Origin of the sequence: Collinsella intestinalis, from assembly GCF_902501455.1 — a bacterium.
GTDB lineage: Bacteria > Actinomycetota > Coriobacteriia > Coriobacteriales > Coriobacteriaceae > Collinsella > Collinsella intestinalis.
Genome location: NZ_CABWIC010000007.1, coordinates 282,023 through 301,000, shown reverse-complemented (window position 1 = coordinate 301,000; position 18,978 = coordinate 282,023). Strand labels below are relative to the sequence as shown.

13 protein-coding genes, 4 tRNA genes and 2 pseudogenes are annotated in these 18,978 nt (G+C 63.3%); 2 read left to right on the top strand and 17 right to left on the bottom strand.

The annotated features are described in order from the left end of the window. Positions 1-183 precede the first annotated feature (183 nt). Together AOBCEHNH_RS08165 and AOBCEHNH_RS08160 are read left to right on the top strand one after the other, a co-directional pair. Positions 184-630: pseudogene (locus AOBCEHNH_RS08165) on the top strand (recombinase family protein); the annotation flags it as partial. Positions 631-650: 20 nt separating this feature from the next. Beyond that, positions 651-917, top strand: a pseudogene (locus AOBCEHNH_RS08160) (recombinase family protein); the annotation flags it as partial. A 195-nt stretch (positions 918-1,112) separates the two neighbouring features. Here AOBCEHNH_RS08160 and AOBCEHNH_RS02530 read toward each other — a convergent pair. From AOBCEHNH_RS02530 to rfbB, 17 genes are all read right to left on the bottom strand, one after another. Next, positions 1,113-1,601, bottom strand: coding sequence for a hypothetical protein (locus AOBCEHNH_RS02530; RefSeq protein WP_152063029.1), 489 nt, complete (start codon positions 1,599-1,601; stop codon positions 1,113-1,115). Between the two features lie 41 nt (positions 1,602-1,642). Continuing rightward, positions 1,643-1,719, bottom strand: a tRNA-Glu gene (locus AOBCEHNH_RS02525). 35 nt (positions 1,720-1,754) lie between these two features. Continuing rightward, positions 1,755-1,831: transfer RNA gene (locus AOBCEHNH_RS02520), tRNA-Glu, on the bottom strand. A 25-nt stretch (positions 1,832-1,856) separates the two neighbouring features. Beyond that, positions 1,857-1,930 (bottom strand) — tRNA-Gln (locus tag AOBCEHNH_RS02515). A gap of 81 nt (positions 1,931-2,011) precedes the next feature. Then, the gene (locus tag AOBCEHNH_RS02510; protein WP_226803278.1) at positions 2,012-3,571 is read right to left on the bottom strand and encodes an ABC transporter ATP-binding protein; all 1,560 of its coding nucleotides are present in this window, start codon (positions 3,569-3,571) and stop codon (positions 2,012-2,014) included. A gap of 137 nt (positions 3,572-3,708) precedes the next feature. After that, positions 3,709-4,620, bottom strand: coding sequence for an ABC transporter permease (locus tag AOBCEHNH_RS02505; RefSeq protein WP_226803212.1), 912 nt, complete (start codon positions 4,618-4,620; stop codon positions 3,709-3,711). Continuing rightward, the gene (locus tag AOBCEHNH_RS02500) at positions 4,610-5,596 is read right to left on the bottom strand and encodes an ABC transporter permease (protein ID WP_152063028.1); all 987 of its coding nucleotides are present in this window, start codon (positions 5,594-5,596) and stop codon (positions 4,610-4,612) included. Before AOBCEHNH_RS02500 ends, AOBCEHNH_RS02505 begins: the two co-directional genes overlap by 11 nt. A gap of 2 nt (positions 5,597-5,598) precedes the next feature. After that, complete coding sequence (locus AOBCEHNH_RS02495) at positions 5,599-7,227, bottom strand: ABC transporter substrate-binding protein (RefSeq protein WP_152063027.1); 1,629 nt, start codon at positions 7,225-7,227, stop codon at positions 5,599-5,601. A gap of 106 nt (positions 7,228-7,333) precedes the next feature. After that, on the bottom strand, positions 7,334-8,767 hold the full coding sequence (locus tag AOBCEHNH_RS02490) for a CCA tRNA nucleotidyltransferase (RefSeq protein WP_226803210.1): 1,434 nt from the start codon (positions 8,765-8,767) through the stop codon (positions 7,334-7,336). A 222-nt stretch (positions 8,768-8,989) separates the two neighbouring features. Further along, entirely contained in the window at positions 8,990-9,922 is a 933-nt protein-coding gene (locus AOBCEHNH_RS02485; RefSeq protein WP_006722778.1) for a 1-phosphofructokinase family hexose kinase, read from the bottom strand. Between the two features lie 153 nt (positions 9,923-10,075). Next, positions 10,076-11,779: a phosphoenolpyruvate--protein phosphotransferase gene (gene ptsP / locus AOBCEHNH_RS02480; protein ID WP_152063025.1), complete on the bottom strand. Its 1,704-nt coding sequence runs from the start codon at positions 11,777-11,779 to the stop codon at positions 10,076-10,078. A gap of 135 nt (positions 11,780-11,914) precedes the next feature. Continuing rightward, positions 11,915-12,178, bottom strand: coding sequence for an HPr family phosphocarrier protein (locus tag AOBCEHNH_RS02475; RefSeq protein WP_039910275.1), 264 nt, complete (start codon positions 12,176-12,178; stop codon positions 11,915-11,917). A gap of 259 nt (positions 12,179-12,437) precedes the next feature. Continuing rightward, a tRNA-Arg gene (locus AOBCEHNH_RS02470) sits at positions 12,438-12,511 on the bottom strand. 84 nt (positions 12,512-12,595) lie between these two features. Beyond that, positions 12,596-14,455 (bottom strand): glycosyltransferase, encoded by a 1,860-nt coding sequence (locus AOBCEHNH_RS02465; protein ID WP_152063024.1) that lies wholly within the window; start codon positions 14,453-14,455, stop codon positions 12,596-12,598. A gap of 3 nt (positions 14,456-14,458) precedes the next feature. Further along, complete coding sequence (locus AOBCEHNH_RS02460; protein ID WP_193221153.1) at positions 14,459-16,264, bottom strand: glycosyltransferase; 1,806 nt, start codon at positions 16,262-16,264, stop codon at positions 14,459-14,461. A gap of 106 nt (positions 16,265-16,370) precedes the next feature. After that, positions 16,371-17,843 carry a sugar nucleotide-binding protein gene (locus AOBCEHNH_RS02455; protein WP_152063022.1) on the bottom strand — a complete coding sequence of 491 codons (1,473 nt, stop codon included), beginning with the start codon at positions 17,841-17,843 and terminating at the stop codon, positions 16,371-16,373. Positions 17,844-17,948: 105 nt separating this feature from the next. Beyond that, positions 17,949-18,971, bottom strand: a complete 1,023-nt coding sequence (gene rfbB, locus AOBCEHNH_RS02450; protein WP_152063021.1) for a dTDP-glucose 4,6-dehydratase — start codon at positions 18,969-18,971, stop codon at positions 17,949-17,951. Positions 18,972-18,978 lie beyond the last annotated feature (7 nt).

Below are 18,978 nucleotides of genomic sequence, written 5' to 3'. Positions count from 1 at the left end.
AATCCAACAAGGCATGTCCGTCCGCGAATCCGCTTAGGTCGGACGCTATCGTCACCGAAGACGTAAAACAAAAAGCCCCTCCACCCTGCCGCCTCGCAAGCAAGACAGGGTGGAGGGGACCAAGGGGACGCGGGGCCGTAGCCGACCGCGCCCATTCCGACCGCGAAGGGCGGTAATGACATTATGCCACGCAAACCGAGGAAAACCGAAACCCGAAAAGGCGTCATCTACGCCCGCTTCAGCTCGCACGCGCAGCGCGAGGAATCCATCATGGACCAGATTCGCGTGTGCTCCGACTACGCCGAGCGCGAGGGCATAGAGATCGCGGCGACGTACGCCGACGAGGCCCGGAGCGGCACGAACGCGGCGGGGCGCCCCGAGTTCCTGCGCATGGTGTCAGACGCCCAGAAATCGGACTGGGATTGCGTCATCGTGTACAAGTCCGACCGCTTCGCCCGCAACCGCTACGACGCCGCCACGTACAAGGCCAAGCTGCGCAAAGCGGGCGTGGAGCTCCTGAGCGCGACGGAGGGCGTGCCGGACGGCCCCGAGGGCATCATCCTCGAATCGGTGCTGGAGGGCATGGCCGAGTACTACAGCGCCAACCTCGCGCAGAACGTGCTGCGCGGCATGGAGGGGAACGCCCTCAAGTGCCACCACAACGGCGTCCAGGTCTTCGGCTACGACTGCATGCCCGACGGCTCGTACAAGATCAACGAGCACGAGGCGCAGGGCGTCCGCGCGGTCTTCGCGATGCTCGACTCCGGCTCCACCAAGGCCGCCGCCGCCCGCACCTCAACAAGGGCGGGTGGAGGAGCAAGCGCGGCGGGGAGTTCGGCGTGCAGTCCATCTCGCAGATGCTCGGGAACGAGAAGTACGTCGGCGTGTACAGCTGGGGCGATGTCCGCGTGGAGGGCGGCATGCCCGCCATAATCGAGCGCGGGACATGGGACAGGGTGCGCGGCAAGCTGAAGGCGCGCGGCACACGCAAGGGCGTCAAGAACGAGTCGTACCTGCTCTCGGGCAAGATGTTCGACGCGGACGGCAACCTGTACGAATCGTGCTGCGGCACCTCGCGCAACGGCAAGCGCCACTACTACTACCGCGTGAAATCATCGGGCGCGTCGATGCGCAAGGAGGACGCAGAGGAACGCGTGCGCCGCGCCGTCGCGCGCATGCTCGATGAGAACCCCGAACTCGACGAGACGATCGTGGACATCGTGATGCAAGCCCAATCTGAATCCGAATCGGTGGAGCGCGAGGCCGTGGAGGCCATGAGGAAGCGCCTGCCGCAAATCGACCGCGAGATTGACAACCTCATCGACCTGGCCGCGAAGACGGGCGCGGGCAGGACCATACCTGAGAAATTGAGGGCGCTCGAAGGCGAGCGCGAGGTGCTGGCGCTCCAAATCCAGGACATGGAGTCGCGCGCCCCGCTCATCGAGCCCGACATGGTGCGCTACCTGCTCTTCCAGCTCCGCAAGTGCAGCGGACCCGATTCCGTCGTGCGCGGTTTCGTGGACCGAATCGAAGTCGACGCGGAGGGCGGCATGTTGGTCATCTTCAACCTCTGCACCCCCTCTGACCTGCGCAAACAGCAAAATGGCGAACCACAGAAAGCATGGTTCGCCAAATTAAGTTTTGGTAGCCCGTACCGGATTCGAACCGGTGATCTCCGCCTTGAGAGGGCGGCGTCCTGAACCGCTAGACGAACGGGCCATATGTAATGAGGCTCGGAGTGCCTCGGAAACTCTTGGTAGCCCGTACCGGATTCGAACCGGTGATCTCCGCCTTGAGAGGGCGGCGTCCTGAACCGCTAGACGAACGGGCCAAAAGCGACAAAACACAGCGCACAATGGCTGGGATGGAGGGAGTCGAACCCCCATTGACGGAACCAGAATCCGCTGTCCTGCCATTAGACGACATCCCAAAGTGATGTGCGTCATGCCTCAACGCGAGGAAATACTATACGGAAACGATTCGGTCTATGCAAGCCCCAATTTGAGAAATTTTAATTTGTGGACGAATTGCGAACGAGGTGTCCGTTTTCGAGCCACGCTTCCTCAGTTGCCAGGCGCTCCACCAGCGAAGAGTCATGTGAGACGACGATCAACCCAAACCCCTCAGACTCCTGACAATCAACCACTGCACGCCAGATCTCCTCTTGGGAAAGCAAATCGAGCGAGGCCGTCGACTCATCGCAAATGAGCACACGCGGAGACGCCATGAGGGCGCGGACCAACGCGACGCGCATCAGCTGGCCTCCAGAGACCTCGTGGGGCCGCCGGCTCAGCCACTCCCCCTCCACCGAGAAGATACGCATCAAGTGACCGGCCCTCGGCCCGTCCACATCCCCTGCCTCGGCAAGAGACGCGCGCAAGCTCAACGCGGGATCGAACGCTTCCTCTGGGTGCTGCGAGACAAGCTGCACCGGGCACGCGCGACCCGTTCGGTGCGATCGGCCCTCTTTGAACGGCCCATCCGCCCGGAACGGTCGTTCAGCCCGGAACCGCCGACCCGCACGCTGCCCCCATCCATCTCCGATGGGCTCGCCGTCCACCAGCACGACGCCCGCGTTCGGCATGAGCTGGCCGGCCAGGACGCGGCAAAGCGTCGTCTTGCCGGCGCCAGACGCACCGCGCAGCGCCAAGCGGGCACCGGGCGCAAGGTCCACGTCGACCCCCGCGAACACTGCGCCGCCATTCCGACGGGCAAAAGCAAGCTCTCGAGCGACGAGTACCGACCCGTCACCACCCTGCTTGCCACAAGCGTCACAAAGCGCCCCAGAAGCCCAATTGTCGTCCTCGTGGAGCCTGATCCAAGCACGACTCAATTCACGCGCATACGGGTCCCTGAGCGCCTCTGCGCGCCTGAACGCCGAAACGGATGTCTCCTCCACGACAGTCCCCTCGCGAAACACCGCCAAACGATCGGCGATGCTCAGCGCGAAATCGAGGTCATGCGTGATAAGCAGCACGCCACCACCGTCTTGGGCGAAGGCCCGAAGATCGCGCGCGGCGACGGCTGCGGACTCATCATCCATACCCGGCGTCGGCTCATCCGCTATAAGCAACCTCGGCTCCTCCATGAGCGCGCACATGAGCAGCACGCGACGCGCCATGCCGCCGGACAGTTCGTGCGGGTACATCCGCTCGACTTCCGACGCAAGCCCGTATGCCTCGAAAAGCTCCCGCTGACGGACCATCCGGCGGTGGGTATCTTCCCTCCGCGCGCGGCGGTCGGCCCCTCGGGCCTCACCGCGCACCTGCTCGCCAACGCGCATCAATGGATCGAGAGAGGAAACCCCCTGAGGAACCAACGAAATCCCATGTCCGCGCAAGCTGCCGAGATCTCCAGGGGCAACGCGGCTACCGTCGAACCACATCTCGCCGCTCGCGACCGCGTTTGCATCAAATAGGCCCATAAGGGCGTCGGCCAGCACCGACTTACCTGAGCCGCTCGCCCCGACAAGGGCCAATATCTCGCCCTCATGCACCGAGAGCGTCAAATCACGCAAAACGTCGTGATATGCCCGGCGAGGACGCCAAAAGCGCGCCCGCGGGTCGTACATTCGATATGTAACCGTCAAATGTTCCACCGTCAACAAATGGTGCGATCCCACGTGCTGGGAGTCCGCAGCATGTGTATGGTGATGATGGTATTCCGCGGCCCCATGCGGACCGTGCTTGATCTCGTCCACGGAACCCCCTATTCCTGCATCGAACGCGGGTCGAGCACCGAACGGGCAAGCTCGCCCACATGCGCGAACAGCATCACGCTCAGGGCGAGCACCGCACCGGGAAACAGTGCGAGCCACCAGGCACCGGCGGTGAGATACCCCATCGCCTCGGCCAGGATCACACCGAGGGCAGGCTCATCGGGGGACAAGCCAAAGCCGAGAAACGTGATGGACGACTCGTGCAACACCGCATGGGGCAGTGCCAGAATCGCAGCGACAAGCACCTGCGGCATGACGGCGGGAAGCAAATGCGCCATCGCGATGCGGCAAGCGCCGACGCCGAGAGAGCGGCTCTGCGCAATATAGGGACGCGCAAGGACGGAGCGCATCTCGGCACGTAGAACGCGGGCAAGGCTGGGCCAATGCGTGAGCGCCATGCCGATCGTCACCCCCGCGAGTCCGCGCCCCACGGCGCAGCTGATGAGGATGAGCAACACGAGATACGGCACCGAGGATATGAGGTCGATCAAGCCCGCAACAATCGCGTCGACGCGCGGGCCACCGATCGCCGCGGCGACCGACAACAACAGCGCGATGACCGTGGACGCCACCGCCGCCACGAGACCAATCGAAAGCGAGGTCGCGAGACCGGCGACGGTGCGTGCGAGCATATCCCGACCGAGCTGATCCGTGCCGAAGGGGTGCTCGAAAGAAGGCGGAAGCATCTTCTGCGAAAAATCGGCGACCTGCGCGACGTCATGGACCAGACCGCCACAAACCATAACGCATGAGAACACGATGAGGCCGAACAAGCCGGCGCGCAGGAGGCGCGTGCGATTGTCGCACCGAGACTGTGGGGCATGCAGCACACGGCAGGCCCCCGACTCGCGTGCATCGCGCCGGGCCCCCGAAGCATGTAGCACGTTTCTATCACTCGACATGGCCGACCCCCCGTCCGACGCGGGGATCGACAACACGCGCAAGCACATCGGCAAGCAGATTGCCAGCGAACACGAGGACCGCACAGAAGAGCGCGATGCCCACGAGAAGCGGGGCGTCGCCGCCCAAACCCGCCGTGACGGCCGCCTGCCCCAACCCGGGATAGGAAAACACCTGCTCGACCAAGACCGTACCGCCAACGAGCTCGCCAACCGAGGAGAGCTGCAGCGTGAGCGCCGGCAGAACGATGTTGCGCAGCCCGTGTCGCAACGCGATGAAGCGCGTAGACTCCCCGCGTGCGCGCGCAAGGCACACGCAATCGCTCTCCATGACCTCGATCGCCTTCTCGCGCGTATGGAGTGCGATGCCGGGGGCTCCGGTCAGCGCGAGCACGAGCGCGGGCAGGGCGAGGTGATGAGCGCGAACGGCGAACGAAACCGTAGCCTGATCGGCACCGATGGGCATCGAAAAGCCCAGGGGGAACCATCCGAGCCACACGGAGAACACCATCAGGGCCACAATCGCGACCCAAAACGCCGGAGTCGAACTCAGCGCAAGACACAGCCAGCGGATCACGCGGTCAACCCGGGAGCCCTTTGAAGCTCCAGCTGCCATCCCGAGCGCCACGCCCAGAATGCCCGAAAGCGCCCAAGCTATGAGCATGAGTGCGGCAGAACTCGCAAACCGCTCCCCCACCACTGCGGGCACGGGCGCGTTGAAGCGAAGACTCGTGCCCCAATCGCCATGCAGGGCATCCACGAGCCATGTGCCGTAGCGTTCCAGCAACGGAACGCCCACATCCCAGTGCGCCGCAAGCTGAGCGCGTTTTGCCTCGCTCATGCCCAACAGGGCCTGCTGTCCCACATTAGCCTGAACCGGGTCGATGGGTGACAGGGCCACGAGTGTGAACGTGGCAAAGCTGACAACGAACATCAGCAGGGCAAATCGGACGGCCTCCCTCGCGGCGAATCGCGCCATGGCTACTTCCAGGTCCAGGACGCAACATTGTTCAGCAGAGACCAACCATGGCCATGTGGCTGCGCCTTGCCCTGCGGAGCCACGAGACCCTCGCGCTTGAAATACAGATGGTCGACGTTAGCAAGCCAAGCCCAGGAGGCATCTCCCTGCGGAGCGGGGCCCTCCGTCCCGTCCCACATGGCCCTCTTCCAATACTCGTAGGAGGCCTCGACGTCAGTTTGAGCGAGCGCCTGGTCGAGGTACGCATCAGTGACCGCACTCTCGCGGCAGCTGTAATTACCCCACCCGGTGGAGTAGTTGAGCTCGTACACCTCGACGGGCGCGTTGGAACCCCAGCCCCACAGGACCGGCTGCTCGAACTGATGCGGGTAGATCTCGTCCCAGCTACCGCCCTGCGGCTTCACCTCGATACCGAGCTCGGCGAGCTGATTGGCCACTTCATGGGCCGTCGCCTGGCGAACCGAGTCATCCGAGGAATACCACAGGTCGAACGCGGCGCGCACGCCGTCGCGCTTGCGGATACCGTCGGTACCGGGCTTCCAGCCAGCCTCGTCAAGCAGGACCTTGGCCGCATCGATATCGCACTCGACGCGCATATCGGGCGACGACCACGGCATGCCATCGCCCACGGAAAAGGCGGGGCGACCATAGCCGTTCAGCACGTTGTCGATGAGCTGCTCACGGTTAATCGCCAGGTTGATGGCGCGACGCACCGCGACGTCGCATGTGACATCATTGCCCGTGTGGTACGCGACATCTTCCTCGAGCACGCGCGTACCTCCCGCCGGGATGCACGGAAGCGAGATGCCTCTCGAGTCGACCGTCTTGAATGCTGTGAGCTCATAACCGTCGAACGTGCGATCGGCGTGGGTCGCGAAGGTATAGGCGATATCCACATCGCCCTTCTGCACGGCGGCAAGCGCGGCGTCCTCGTCCATAAATACGACGATGACCCGCTCCATGACGGGCGCCTCGCCGTAATAGCCGGGGTTCGCTTCAAAGATCACCTGCTGTCCCTGATCCCACTGCTTGAGGACATAGGGACCGGACCCAATGGGATTGTGCCCGTAATCATCTCCATACGATGCCTCGGGAACAATGCCGAGCACCGCCAGGGTATAGAGCAACGTGTTGTTCGGCTTCGAAAGATGCAGCTCCACAACCGTGTCGCTCACCGCGACGGCCCGCTCCACCATGGAGAGGTCGGCCTCAGAGGCGGGACTCTCAATCACGCCGTTGACGGTGAAAGCAACATCGGAGGCGGTCAGAGGCTCGCCGTTCGAAAAGACCGCATCGTCGCGGATGGTGAAGGTCCACACCAGGCCGTCTGAGGAGCAGAAGTGCTCCGTTGCCAAATCGCCGACGATCGAAAGGTCGTCGGCAGTGGTGACGAGCGTGGACTGAATGAGGGGCGCATGTACATGCTCGCCGCAACCCCAGGACACAAGCGGGTCAAAGCCCGCGGCGGGCTCGCTCGTGGCGTTCATGGCAACGATGACTTGGCTCTTTGAAGCATCGTGGTCTTGCGCCGAACCCTGGGAAGCGGCGTCGGCACCACACCCCACCAGCGAAGCGGTCGCAGCAAACATCGAAGCGGACAGCAGAGAGCGACGGGTGACGGCGCAATGCATGAGCGCCTCCCTTCAATCGGCGGCGCCTCCTACGCGGCGCCTGAGAATAATCGGCGACAATAGTACATTATCTAGGTATTCGTCGCGCTCGAAAGCGCATGTGACTCTAAAACCCCAGATACGCCAAGAGCGCCTCGCGCTCGTTGGCAACGGCCCCGACGATCGCGCCCTCGAGCGCGCGGTTGAGGGCCTCGCCGATGCGCGGACCGGGCGCCATACCGCGCGCGATCAGATCGGAGCCGGCCAGGTCGAGCGTCTTGATGCTGTACGCCTCGCGATTCGCGAGCAGTTCGCGGCACATCTCGCGCATGCGCTCGATTTCCTCGACGTAGTAAAAACACCCCGATGCCTTGCCGAGTGTATCGGCGCGCTTGAGATCGAGCAGCTCCCCCATGAGCCGCGCCGTGTCCACACCGGAACGCGCGAACCGCTGCATTTGGCGAAGCAGGCTGATGCGATCGGGGTCCAAGGGGCGATCATGGTCGTGGATCAACAGGCTCACGTCGCGGATGAGGTCGTTTGAACACGACAGGCGCCGCATGATCTTCTCAGCAAGCTTGGCACCCGCCTCGGGATGCCCATAGAAATGCCCACGACCGCGCTCGTCAACGGTAAAGCAATCGGGCTTGGCGATATCGTGCAAGAGCGCCGCCCACATGAGCGAAGGCGACGGGGGTGCGCTCGGATCGCCCCCATCGATGCGGAAACGCGACAACTCACCAGCGACCGTGAGGACGCGAGCGGTATGGTCGTACACGTCAAAGGCGTGGTAAGGCGTGCGCTGATCGAAACCGCGCATGCGAGCGAGTTCGGGAATGGCGGCGCACATGAGCTCGGGATAACGGATAAGCGCATCACCACCATGGCGGGTGACGAGGATTCCCTCGAGCTCGATGCCGACGCGTTCACGAGCGACCTGGTCGAGCAACGGCGCACATTCGGCGAGGGCCTGCGCCGTGGCAGGCTCCATGGCAAAGTCGAGTCGGCAGGCAAAGCGCACCGCTCGCAACATGCGCAGCGCGTCCTCCTCAAAACGGCGGCGGGGTTCACCCACCGCGCAGATCTGACGACGCTCCAAATCACCGCGACCGTCGTAGCAGTCGAGCAGGCCTCGGGCAGGATGCCAAGCCATGGCGTTCACCGTGAAGTCACGACGAGCAAGGTCGTCTTCGACGCACGTTGCACGCTGAACGTTCTCCGGATGACGACCATCGGTGTAAAAGCCGTCAAGCCGATATGCCGTGACTTCGATTCGCTCGCCATCCACCACGGCCGTGATACCACCGAACTTGACGCCCGATTCCACGACCGCGATGCCGCGAGAACGCAGGGCAGCCGCGCTTTCCTCCCACGATCCGCTGCAGCAGATATCGATATCGTGCCCCGGGGCGCCCATTAGGGCGTCGCGCACCCAACCGCCCACGATCCACGCCTCGAGCCCGGCTCCTTCAAGCGCAGACAAGACGGTCAAGGAAGCGGCACTGGGCTTGGAGCCCATCAGGGTCTCACCGGCGAAAACGATATCGGTCGAATGCTGCATAGTCCTCCTCATAATCTGCGCCTCAGTATACCAACCCGAGCCACGAGCCCCGCACCCCAAAGCGCTCACTTGGGGACAGGTACAAGTTGAGACATTCCGTTCGCACAAGCCCCACAGGCGAACGTCTCAATTTGTACCTGTCCCCAAGTGGAACTCCCGTCGCAAAAAGCCGCCGGCCCACGAATGGACCGGCGGCGAAACGCATCCCAAAGAGGACGATCGTTACTTGCGCTCGAGCTTGCGGACGGTGACGCGCTTGGAGTACTCGTCGACACGACCAAAGTCGCCCAGGCCGACGCTCTCGGCGACGTTGGCGCCGGTGGCCATAGCGAGCTTCATAGCCTCCTCGACGTTATCGCGATCCTTGTACCACTTGAGCAGGAACGCCGCCAGCGTGCAGTCGCCGGCGCAGACGGAGGAAACGAGCTTGATGTTGAACTCACGCTTGGCGTACCAGATGTCCTCGCCATTGGAGAAGTAGGCGTCACCACGGCTACCGCGAGTCAGAAGGACGTTCTGAACGCCCGCGTCGTGAGCCATCTTCATGGCAACGCGGACCTCGTCATCGGTGTTCACCGGAACGCCGAAGATCTCGCGCATCTCGTGGTGATTCGGCTTGATGAGCAGCGGCTTCTTGGAAGCGAGGCTCTTGAGTTTGTCGGAGGAGAGGTCCAGCACAACGTCGGCGCCGCGGGCCTGAGCGTGATCCATGACCTGATCCAGGAAGTCCTTGGAGGCACGCGGGGGCACGGAGCCGGAGACAACCAGGCAGTCCATGCCGGTGCTGGTGTCGAGGATGTTGTAGAGCTCCTCCTCATACTGAGGGGTAAGCGGGGCACCCGGATTGAGGACGCCGTACTCGTGCTCGCCATCGTTGATGTAAGCGCAGATACGGGTGACGCCGTCGATCCAGACGGGACGGCACAGGCAGCCAAGGTTCATGGTCTCCTCGACGATGAACTTGCCGGTGAAGCCACCGAAGAAGCCCAGGGCGACGGAGTCGACGCCGAACTTCTTGAGGGCGAAGGACACGTCGAGGCCCTTGCCGTTGGCGGTGTAGCTGGCGGAGTTGGCGCGGACGTTCTCATCGGGAACGAGGGTCGGACCGGCGACCGTCATGTCGACAGCGGGATTAGCGGTCAGAGTGTAAAACATACAACCTCCTAAGTAGACACACTGCTTTATACAGCGTAGCGCAAATTGGGAAACAATTTCGAGACCATTAGTGATAAATCGTTTTATCGTCACACGCAAAGATGCCGACTGCGGCCCACCCGCGAGAGCGGACGCGCAGTCGGCAAGCAAAGCTTAGCGAGCGGCAGCCTCGAGCAGCTCCTTGACCTCGGCAGCGGTGGAGCAGGCGAGCGCCTTCTCGGCGAGCTCGTCGCACTCGGCCTTGGTCCACTGGGAGATGGTCTTGCGGGCGCGCAGGATGCTCGGCGCGGACATGGAGAACTCCTCCAGGCCGAAGGAGATCAGCAGCGGCTCAAGCAGCGGATCGGCGGCAGCCTCGCCGCACATGCCAACCATGATGCCGGCCTTCACGCCGTTCTCGATGATGTTCTTGATCGAGCGGAGGACGGAAGGATAGTAGACCTGGTACAGGTTGGAGATGTGATCGTTACCACGATCGGCGCACATGGTGTAGCCGATGAGGTCGTTGGTGCCGATGGAGAAGAAGTCGGCCTCCTCGGCCAGCTTATCGGCGACGAGGGAGGCGGCAGGGGTCTCCATCATGACGCCGACCTCGATGTTGGCATCGTACTGGAAGCCCTCGGCCTCGAGCTCGGCCTTGCACTCCTCGACGAGAGCCTTGACGGCGCGAACCTCCTCGACGCAGGTGACGAGCGGGATCATGATCTTGACATCACCGAAGGCGCCGGCGCGCAGCAGAGCGCGGAGCTGGACCTTGTACTGATCGGCGTTCTCGAGGCAGTAGCGCACCGCGCGGAAGCCCATGAAGGGGTTCTCCTCCTTCTCCATGTGAAGGTAGGGAATCTCCTTATCGCCGCCCACATCGAGGGTGCGGATGATGACCGGGGCGCCCTTGAGGGCCGAGGCGACCTTACGGTAAGCCTGGAACTGCTCCTCCTCGGAGGGAAGCTCGGCGGCGTCCATGAAGAGGAACTCGGAGCGGAACAGACCGATGGCCTCGGCGTCGTGCTCGAGAGCGTTGGCGACGTCCTCGGGGCTGCCGATGTTGCAGGCGAGGATCTTCTTGATGCCGTCGGCGGTGACGGTCTCCTGGCCACGGAAGGCCTCGAGAGCGGCCTTCTCCTCGGCAAAGGCTTGTGCCTTAGCCTGGTAATCGGCCATGACGGAGTCCTCAGGCTCGGCGATGACGACGCCCTTGGAGCCGTCGACGATGACAGTCATGCCGTTGCGCAGCGCAGAGCAGCTGTTTGCCACGGACAGGACGGCCGGGATCTCCAGCGCGCGGGCGATGATGGCGGAGTGGGAGGTGCGGCCACCGGTCTCGGTAACGATGCCGGCGACATGCTCCTTGTCGATGGTCGCGGTCATGGACGGAGTCAGGTCATGCACGACGACGACGGTGTTCTCGGGCAGGACGGAGAGATCGACGACCTCGACACCCAGCAGCTCGGCAAGGATGCCGGTGCGGATGTCGGCAATGTCGGCGGCGCGGAGGCGGAACATCTCATCGTCCATAGAGAGGAACATGTTCTCGAACATGGTGGAAGCGTCCACCAGGGCCTGCTCGGCGCAAGCGCCGCCATCGATGGCGCCGCTGATCGCGTCCGTCATGCCCGGATCCTGGGCGAGGATGATGTGACCGGCCATGATCTCGGCCTCGTTCTCACCCACGGCGACCTTCATGTGGTCGGCCTGGGCCTGGGTCTTCTCGCAGAAGACGGCCAGAGCAGCCTGATAGCGCTCCTTCTCGGCGGCGGTGTCGGACACCTCGCGGGGCTCGAAGGTCAGGTCGGGATCGACGGCCACCATGACGGTGCCGATGCCGATGCCCTCAGAAGCGTTAACTCCCTGGTACATTACGTTTCCTCTCTCCTATTCCCCATCCGTGCGCACGGGGAACAAAAACACAGGCGCCCACGTATCGCGAGGACGCCTGCCAATCTACACCTATGAGATTAGATGTTTGCCATCAAGACAAGGCTCACGCGCGAACTACTCGCCCAGACCGCTCTTGATGAGCTCGATGGCGGCCGCGAGGGCCTCCTTCTCGTCAGCGCCGTCGCACTTGACCTCGACCTCGGTGCCGCAAGGGATGCCGGCGGCCATGAGGGCCATCGGGGACTTGCCGTTGACCTCCTTGTCGGGGGCGACAACGGTGACCTCGGAGGCGAACTTGCCCATGGTGGAGGCGAAGAGGCCGGCGGGACGCATGTGGAGACCCTGCGGGTTAACGAGCGTAGCCTTATCAGAAACCATAACTGACTCCTTTAAAGTGGCACGAGCGGTAAAACCGAACGTGCTCATAAACACGACAGACCCATTGTAATACGTTTGAGCAAAATTGGGGAGTGAGTTTGAAAGCAGAGGAAGACCGCCTTCGTGACGTTTCTCCACGATTCCACAAAAGGCCTGATAGAACACGGAAATCGAGTTGCCCTGTGCGACCATTCACCACCACGCAATAGAAAAAAGACCCTGCCGATACTCGACGACAGGGTCTTTTCCAGTCTGCGGGTGCGCCATGGGGGATTCGAACCCTCGACCATCGGATTAGAAGTCCGGTGCTCTATCCAGCTGAGCTAATGGCGCGTAAGTGCGTGCCGATCGAAGCGGCACGGATGATTATAGACGAAAGCGCGGTCAAGTGGCCATGCTCGTCGTTGCGACTTGCGGCTAGGCCCGCTCGGACATCTCCTTGAGATAGCCCTCCCAGAACGATCGCGACGTCAACGTGGGCATGGCCTCACGATATGCCGCACGCACCGCGCCGCCCTCCTTGCGCCAGCGCGCAAGCAGCGCCCGCTCGCGGGCGCGAATCGCTCGGAAGCGCTCCTTGTCCATGGTACGCACGGAGGCGCTCTTGCGCGTGGGCTCCAAGCACACAACGGTCTTGCGAGCGACCGACGAACCCTCAATCGTGCCAGGGCCGTACTTCACCAGATAGCTCGGTTCGTCACGCAATAGGAAATCGGGCAGATAATGCTTGTCGTATGGAGCGGAACGCCAGATCTTCAACCATGTGGGAACGCGGACAATCAAATCAACGCTGGAGAGCACATCCTCGGTCACGCCCGCGCGGGTGAGCAACTCGGGATCCATCTCCCCCACCGGCGTGAGCTTTTCGTTAAAGGCAGCGTGCTCCTTCATGAGGGCGGCGCCATCGGCATGCATGAGGAACTCAGGACCTGCCAGGTAGTCCTCAAAACCCTGGAGCAACATCTCGGCGGCACCGTAATCCATATCGCGCAGATTCTGGCGCACGTTGCGCTTCAAACGCGTGACCGCGAGGCGCTCGGAAGCGCAGTCGTGCACGGCGGTGAGCACGTGGAAGTTGCGCGTGAACTGATAGCAGTCCACCGAGGCGCGCCAACGGCCCTCAAAGCTCGCATGCCACACGCAGATACCGTTCATGGTCATGTACACCGGATTGTTTCGAATACCGAATTCCACATCGTCGCAGCGCACAAACAGGGGAAGCGGCAGCCCGTTCTCGCGAATCGCGGAAACGGGAATGCAGCTGTACCACCAAGCTCCATATGCCTGCTCGACCTCGACATCGGCCCGCTCGTTCGCAATCACGTCGGCGAGCTCGTCCACGCGGTAATCGTCCTTGATTTTGACGTACTTGCCGCTGCTGATAACGCGCGCCACGTCTTCGAACTGGCGTGCGGGATCCTCGAGCGAGAGCATGGCGCCGTTCAGGAACGCGTCCTTGTAGCGTCCCCTCGCAAGGGAGAGGAGATTGAAGGTGCGCAGAATGCTCTCGGGCAGGATGCGCACGTCGTCATCCATGAGAAGGACGTGCGTAAAGGCGCCCTCTTCCTCGGTTGCGGCCATCATGCCACGCGCAAAACCGCCAGCGCCGCCGACGTTGGGATTGGGGATGACCGTGACGATGTCATCCGTAAGAGCCGCAGCGTCGAGCGTGCGGCCATTGTCCACGACGAACATGTGGAACCTCGATGCGATTGGCTCTCCTTCCGCCGCAACGGCCCCCTTGACGAGGTCGATGTTGGGGAGAATGAACCGCTCGTTGTTGAATGTCGTGGTGGAGAGCGACAGACGGACATCGTTCACCTGTGCCTCATCGACACGCGCGAAGTAATGGGCGCGAACGACCTCGAGGCGCGACGCCTCATCGGCCTGCAGTGCGAAACCGACCAGGTCCTCCCCCGTCAAATCAACCTCGATGTCGAATCCCGTAGGGGTGCCGCAGTCGATATCTAGAGTCTCCAAAGCGCGGGGCTCGTCTGCACCATCGGCAACGCCGAGCACCTCGAGCACGCCCTTGCCGGACAACTCGATATGAAGCCAGGCTGTGTCCAAGCCCGCGTACTTCCGCCATTTGCGAGCAGACATCCCGTTCACGTACGTGAGGAAGTCCACACGAGAGGTGACGCACAGGGCGGACGCCCCGGCCTCACCAGATGTGATTGCCTCGGGCTCACCACGGTAATACAGGGCGGGGTCGTCTTTCGCATGATCGTCCACGTGGAGCAGGACGTTCATCAACTTGAAGTCAATCGCAGACATTCGCTATCTCCTTGCAGGAAGCTGCTGGTAACTAGAGGATTGATCGAGATTGGGGTTGAGGTACGGGTCGCCCGCCGCACGCACGCCGGGCCACTTCTCATCGAAACGCGCAATGTCAGCGGCAGGATAGTCCGGAGCATTCGAAGCGCAATCGAATCGGCGCTCGGGAGCGGCCTCGTCGACTTCGATCTTGACCGTGGGCGTGGCGACGATACGCAAACCCTCGTTGAGCACGCGGCGACACAAATCGACCGCACCGACCTCGGCGCCGAACGACGCGTCAAAGCCGCCGATGCGCCCAAAGACGTCGCGGCGCACACACATGCCCTGAAGCCCCACGGCGCTCACATTTTGCATGGCGCGCAAATTGCACTGGTAACCGGGGAAATCATCGTCATAGCCACGGTACATGGGCATGATGCGCTCGGACGTGACCGCAACGCCATAGGATTTGTTGGTCCCGTTGCGATAGAGAATCTTCGGGGCAGCGATGCCGATGCCGTCCATCGAGCACCAACCCGCAAGTTGGCGCAGTGGCTCGGGAGTGAGGAACGTGCACAGAGAATCAAAGAATACAAGGCCGTCTCCGCTCGCCGCCGCAGCACCCACGTTGTAACGAGCCAAACAAGAGGCATCCGCTGAAACATCGAGGAGTTTCGCGCCAAACCGCTTGCAGAGAGACGCAAGCCAATCAGACCACTCTCCGACAACGATTAGCTCGGCAAAGGAGTCGGCAGGAGTCTGCTTGAAACACTCGAGCGTACGCTCAACCTCAAACGAGGAGTCCGAGGCAAGCATGACCACCGATGCGGATGCCCGCGGATCCGACAGCCAAACATTATGGATATTGACTGCCCCTGACGCGATGATTCGACCTCCGGGCACACGGCGATCAATCTCATTAAAGGCCGAAAGACGATATGCCTTGCGACTATATGGCTTAGCATCGGGATTGGCAGCGGTTGACGTGTCACTGATGCGCCAGTGGTACAAAACCTTCTGCACCCCATGGACGGCACGAGCGTGACCCGCACAATACGCGACCATGTTGTAATCCTGCGCTCCATCATAGCGACGATCAGGCTTGGGCATCGAGTCGATCAGGGTCCGCCGGATAGTCATGAGATGAACAATATAGTTCTTACAGAGCAGAAGCTCGGGCGCATATGCAGGCTTATGCAGGGGGTGCAGGTGCTTAAAACCCCCTCGTTTCTCGTCGCGGCAAACTAAATCCTCATCGCAATACAGAACGTCGATCTCAGGGTTTTCATTTATGGCAGATACGTACTCGAAAAGCAGCGAAGGCTCGATGGCATCGTCGTGGTCCAAAAAGCAGCAAAACTCACCGGCGGCAACCTCAAGGCCCGCGTTAGTATTCTCGGTGATGCCGAGGTTATCCTCCAGGTCGACGACGGTAATGCGAGCATCCTGCGTGCAATAGGCAGCAACCTCCGCACTCAGCGCCTCGAGTTCGGGACTGGCGTTTACCAGTACGAGCTGCAGGTTCGGATACGTCTGTGCGAGCACCGAATCGACCATCGTGTGAAGGTACTCGGAAGGAGTCTTGTAGAGGGGCACGATGAAACTGAACGTGGGCTGGATGGAGAAATCGACCCACGCCTCACGCTGACGCGCGAGCTCGGCCTCCCCCGCCTTGTGCGCATGAAACCACTCGTCGTAGGACTTGTCCATCCACGCGTCGATGGGAAAACCGTCTGCGTAGAAGCGCATGTCCTCGCCACGAGAGCGGCGGATCATGTTGTTGAGCCCGTGATAGCAGCTTTTTACAAGACCGACGAGAGACGACATGGCACTCCAACCAAACTGTTCATGCAACCCGTCCATTCTAACAAAGACGCAAAACCCGCCTGGGCCGTGAGCCCAGACGGGTTAAAAGGCATGAATTGAACAGGCTTTACAGCGCGGCCATGTACCCCGCGAGCTCCTCGGTCCAGTCGCGAGGGGCAAAGCCGGCGGCGGCGATCTTGGAGAGGTCGAGGTCCGAGTGCGTGGGGCGCGGGGCGATCGGCCCCTCGGCGGAGGCGTAGTAGTCGGCCGTCGAGACGGGCCCCACGGCGGCGCCGTTGCCGTTGGCGAGGTCGAACACGCGGGCGGCGATGGCGGCCCAGGACTCGACCGGGCCGGAGCCGGTGAGGTTGTAGGTGCCGTACTCGGCGGGGGCGCTGGGCTCCACGTCGCCGTCGCGGTAGCCGAGCAGGTGCAGGATGCCCTCCGCCATCTGGTCGGTGAAGGTGAGGCGGCCGAGCTGGTCGTCGACGACGGTTACGCGGTCGAGGGCGTCGGACGCGTCGGCCACGCGGTCGGAGAGAGATTTCATCGTCTTGACGAAGTTCCTGCCGTCGCCGATGACCCAGGAGCTGCGGACGACGTAGTGACGCGGGCAGCCGGCCACGGCCAGGTCGCCGGCGGCCTTGGACTGGCCGTAGACGGACAGCGGGCTGAGGGGCTCGCCCTCGGGGTGGTTGCCGACGGTCCCGTCGAAGACGTAGTCGGACGAGACGTGCACCAGGGCGATGCCGTGCTCGGCGCAGGTGCGGGCCATAAGGGCGGGGCCGGCCGCGTTGGCCGCCCAGCAGGCCCTGCGCCCCTCGGGCGTCTCGGCGGCGTCGACGGCGGTGTAGGCGCCGCAGTTGATGACGGCGCCGTAGAGGGACCAGTCGTACTTGGCGTAGTCCCCCGGCTCGGAGAGGTCGAACTCGTCGATGTCGCAGTAGTCGAAGCCGGGCAGGCCGCGCTCCTCGGCGGCGGCGCGCACGGCGCGGCCGAGCTGGCCGTTGCAGCCGGTGACGAGCGTGCGCCTCGGCGCCATGGGCAGGGCGTGGGCGAGCACGGGGTGGGCCTTGTCGGCCTCGGAGAGCTCGCAGTGGTCGAGCGGGATGGGCCACTCGATGCCGAGCTCGGGGTCGGCGAGGTTCACGAAGGTGTAGGTGGACTTGAGCTCCGCCGACCAGTGGGCGTTCACCAGGTAGGTGTAGGCGGTGCCGTCCTCCAGGGCCTGGTAGGAGTTGCCCACGCCGCGCGGCACGTAGATGGCACGGCTCGGGTCGAGCTCGCAGGTGTAGACCTGGCCGAACGAAGCGCCGGGGCGCAGGTCGACCCACGCGCCGAACACGCGGCCGCAGGCCACGGAGATGAACTTGTCCCAGGGCTCCGCGTGGATGCCGCGGGTCACGCCCTTCTGGTCGTTGAAGGAGATGTTGTTCTGGACCGGGCCCATGTCGGGCAGGCCCAGCGCGCGCATCTTCTCGCGCTGCCAGTTCTCCTTGAACCAGCCGCGGGAGTCACCGTGCACGGGCAGGTCGAACACGAGCATCCCGGGGATGTTCGTCTCGGCCGCGGTCAGTTCCTTCTCGAATTCGAGCGCCATGGAGGCCGCCTTTCTCGTTCTGATCAGTGCGGCCGCGACCCCGGCCCTCCCCCGCCGCTCGGGCTCGGGGCGGAGCCGCGGGGCGCGGCCGCGCCTGCGATGCTCCTACTGGCCCTGGGCGGCGTACCTCGCCTCGGTGGCCTCCTTGGCCGGGCGCCACCAGGCCTCGTTGTCGCGGTACCAGCGGATCGTCTCGGCCAGGCCGGCGGCGAAGTCGGTGTGCGAGGGCGCCCAGCCGAGCTCGCGGCGGAGCTTGGTGGCGTCGATCGCGTAGCGGCGGTCGTGGCCGGGGCGGTCGCGCACCCAGTCGAAGTCGTCCTCCGGACGGCCGAAGGCCTTGAGGATCTCGCGCAGCACGGTGATGTTGTCCAGCTCGCCGTCGGCGCCGATCAGGTAGGTCTCGCCGATGCGGCCCTTCGTGAGGATGCACCAGACGGCGGAGCTGTGGTCCTCGGTGTGGATCCAGTCGCGGACGTTCCTGCCGTCGCCGTAGAGCTTGGGGCGGACGCCGTCGATGAGGTTCGTGACCTGGCGCGGGATGAACTTCTCCACGTGCTGGTAGGGGCCGTAGTTGTTGGAGCAATTGGAGATGGTGGCTCGCAGGCCGAAGGTGCGGGCCCAGGCGCGCACCAGCAGGTCGGAGGACGCCTTGGTGGAGCTGTAGGGCGAGCTCGGGCGGTAGGGCGTCTCCTCGGTGAAGCGGGCCGGGTCGTCGAGCGCCAGGTCGCCGTAGACCTCGTCGGTGGAGACGTGGTGGTAGCGCGCGCCGTGCCTGCGGCAGGCCTCGATGAGCGTGTAGGTGCCCTCGACGTTGGTCTTGAGGAACGGGGACGGGTCGGCGATGGAGTTGTCGTTGTGGGACTCTGCGGCGTAGTGGACCACGGCGTCGGTCTCGGACACGAGGCGGTCGACGAGCGCGGCGTCGCAGATGTCGCCCACGACGAGCTCAACGCGGTCCGAGGGCAGTCCGGCGATGTTGTCGGGGTTGCCCGCGTAGGTCAGCTTGTCGAGCACGGTGACGTGGACGCCGGGGTGCTCGCGCACGACGTGGTGGACGAAGTTGGAGCCGATGAAGCCGCAGCCGCCGGTGACGACGATGCGCTTGGGCTCGAAGGTGGTGTCGGGCATGCCCATC

Excerpts from the sequence above, each read along its gene's own strand:
- rfbB (WP_152063021.1), bottom strand. The coding sequence starts at position 18,971 with ATGCCCGACACCACCTTCGAGCCCAAGCGCATCGTCGTCACCGGCGGC.
- AOBCEHNH_RS02505 (WP_226803212.1), bottom strand. The coding sequence starts at position 4,620 with ATGTCGAGTGATAGAAACGTGCTACATGCTTCGGGGGCCCGGCGCGAT.
- AOBCEHNH_RS02495 (WP_152063027.1), bottom strand. The coding sequence starts at position 7,227 with ATGCATTGCGCCGTCACCCGTCGCTCTCTGCTGTCCGCTTCGATGTTT.
- ptsP (WP_152063025.1), bottom strand. The coding sequence starts at position 11,779 with ATGTACCAGGGAGTTAACGCTTCTGAGGGCATCGGCATCGGCACCGTC.
- AOBCEHNH_RS02455 (WP_152063022.1), bottom strand. The coding sequence starts at position 17,843 with ATGGCGCTCGAATTCGAGAAGGAACTGACCGCGGCCGAGACGAACATC.
- AOBCEHNH_RS02510 (WP_226803278.1), bottom strand. The coding sequence starts at position 3,571 with ATGTACGACCCGCGGGCGCGCTTTTGGCGTCCTCGCCGGGCATATCAC.
- AOBCEHNH_RS02475 (WP_039910275.1), bottom strand. The coding sequence starts at position 12,178 with ATGGTTTCTGATAAGGCTACGCTCGTTAACCCGCAGGGTCTCCACATG.
- AOBCEHNH_RS02500 (WP_152063028.1), bottom strand. The coding sequence starts at position 5,596 with ATGGCGCGATTCGCCGCGAGGGAGGCCGTCCGATTTGCCCTGCTGATG.
- AOBCEHNH_RS02485 (WP_006722778.1), bottom strand. The coding sequence starts at position 9,922 with ATGTTTTACACTCTGACCGCTAATCCCGCTGTCGACATGACGGTCGCC.
- AOBCEHNH_RS02460 (WP_193221153.1), bottom strand. The coding sequence starts at position 16,264 with ATGTCGTCTCTCGTCGGTCTTGTAAAAAGCTGCTATCACGGGCTCAAC.
- AOBCEHNH_RS02490 (WP_226803210.1), bottom strand. The coding sequence starts at position 8,767 with ATGCAGCATTCGACCGATATCGTTTTCGCCGGTGAGACCCTGATGGGC.
- AOBCEHNH_RS02465 (WP_152063024.1), bottom strand. The coding sequence starts at position 14,455 with ATGTCTGCGATTGACTTCAAGTTGATGAACGTCCTGCTCCACGTGGAC.